This window comes from Telluria sp. AZSoR62 (genome assembly GCF_058111565.1).
In genome coordinates, this window is record NZ_JBYTST010000445.1 from 1 (window position 1) to 253 (window position 253).

The following is a 253-nucleotide window of genomic DNA, read 5'->3' on the forward strand; positions in this document are numbered from 1 at the left end:
CGACGGCGTTCGTCCCATCCGGCGCTACGATGGCACCGTTGACCTGCTCGGTGCGCCCTGGCCCGGTCAGCTGGAACCGGCAGTACTTGCGCGGTGGACCTTCAGCCGAGGATTGCCGGCCCGGATCGTCGGCCCCCAGCTCAATGCCCGGACCGGAGGGATCGCCGTCGAGGAGCTCCAGATCGCCCATGAGGGCCTCCGGCTGGAGGTAGTTTGATGAAATTCCAGCAGGCTACCCTTGAAGAGGTGGAGG

Annotated in this window: 1 protein-coding gene; it reads left to right on the forward strand. The window is 66.4% G+C overall.

Annotation, left to right across the window (positions count from 1 at the left end; all coding sequences use genetic code 11):
• The first annotated feature begins 112 nt into the window (after positions 1-112).
• On the forward strand, positions 113-217 hold the full coding sequence (locus tag AC3XQU_RS24370; RefSeq protein WP_489876692.1) for a hypothetical protein: 105 nt from the start codon (positions 113-115) through the stop codon (positions 215-217).
• Positions 218-253 lie beyond the last annotated feature (36 nt).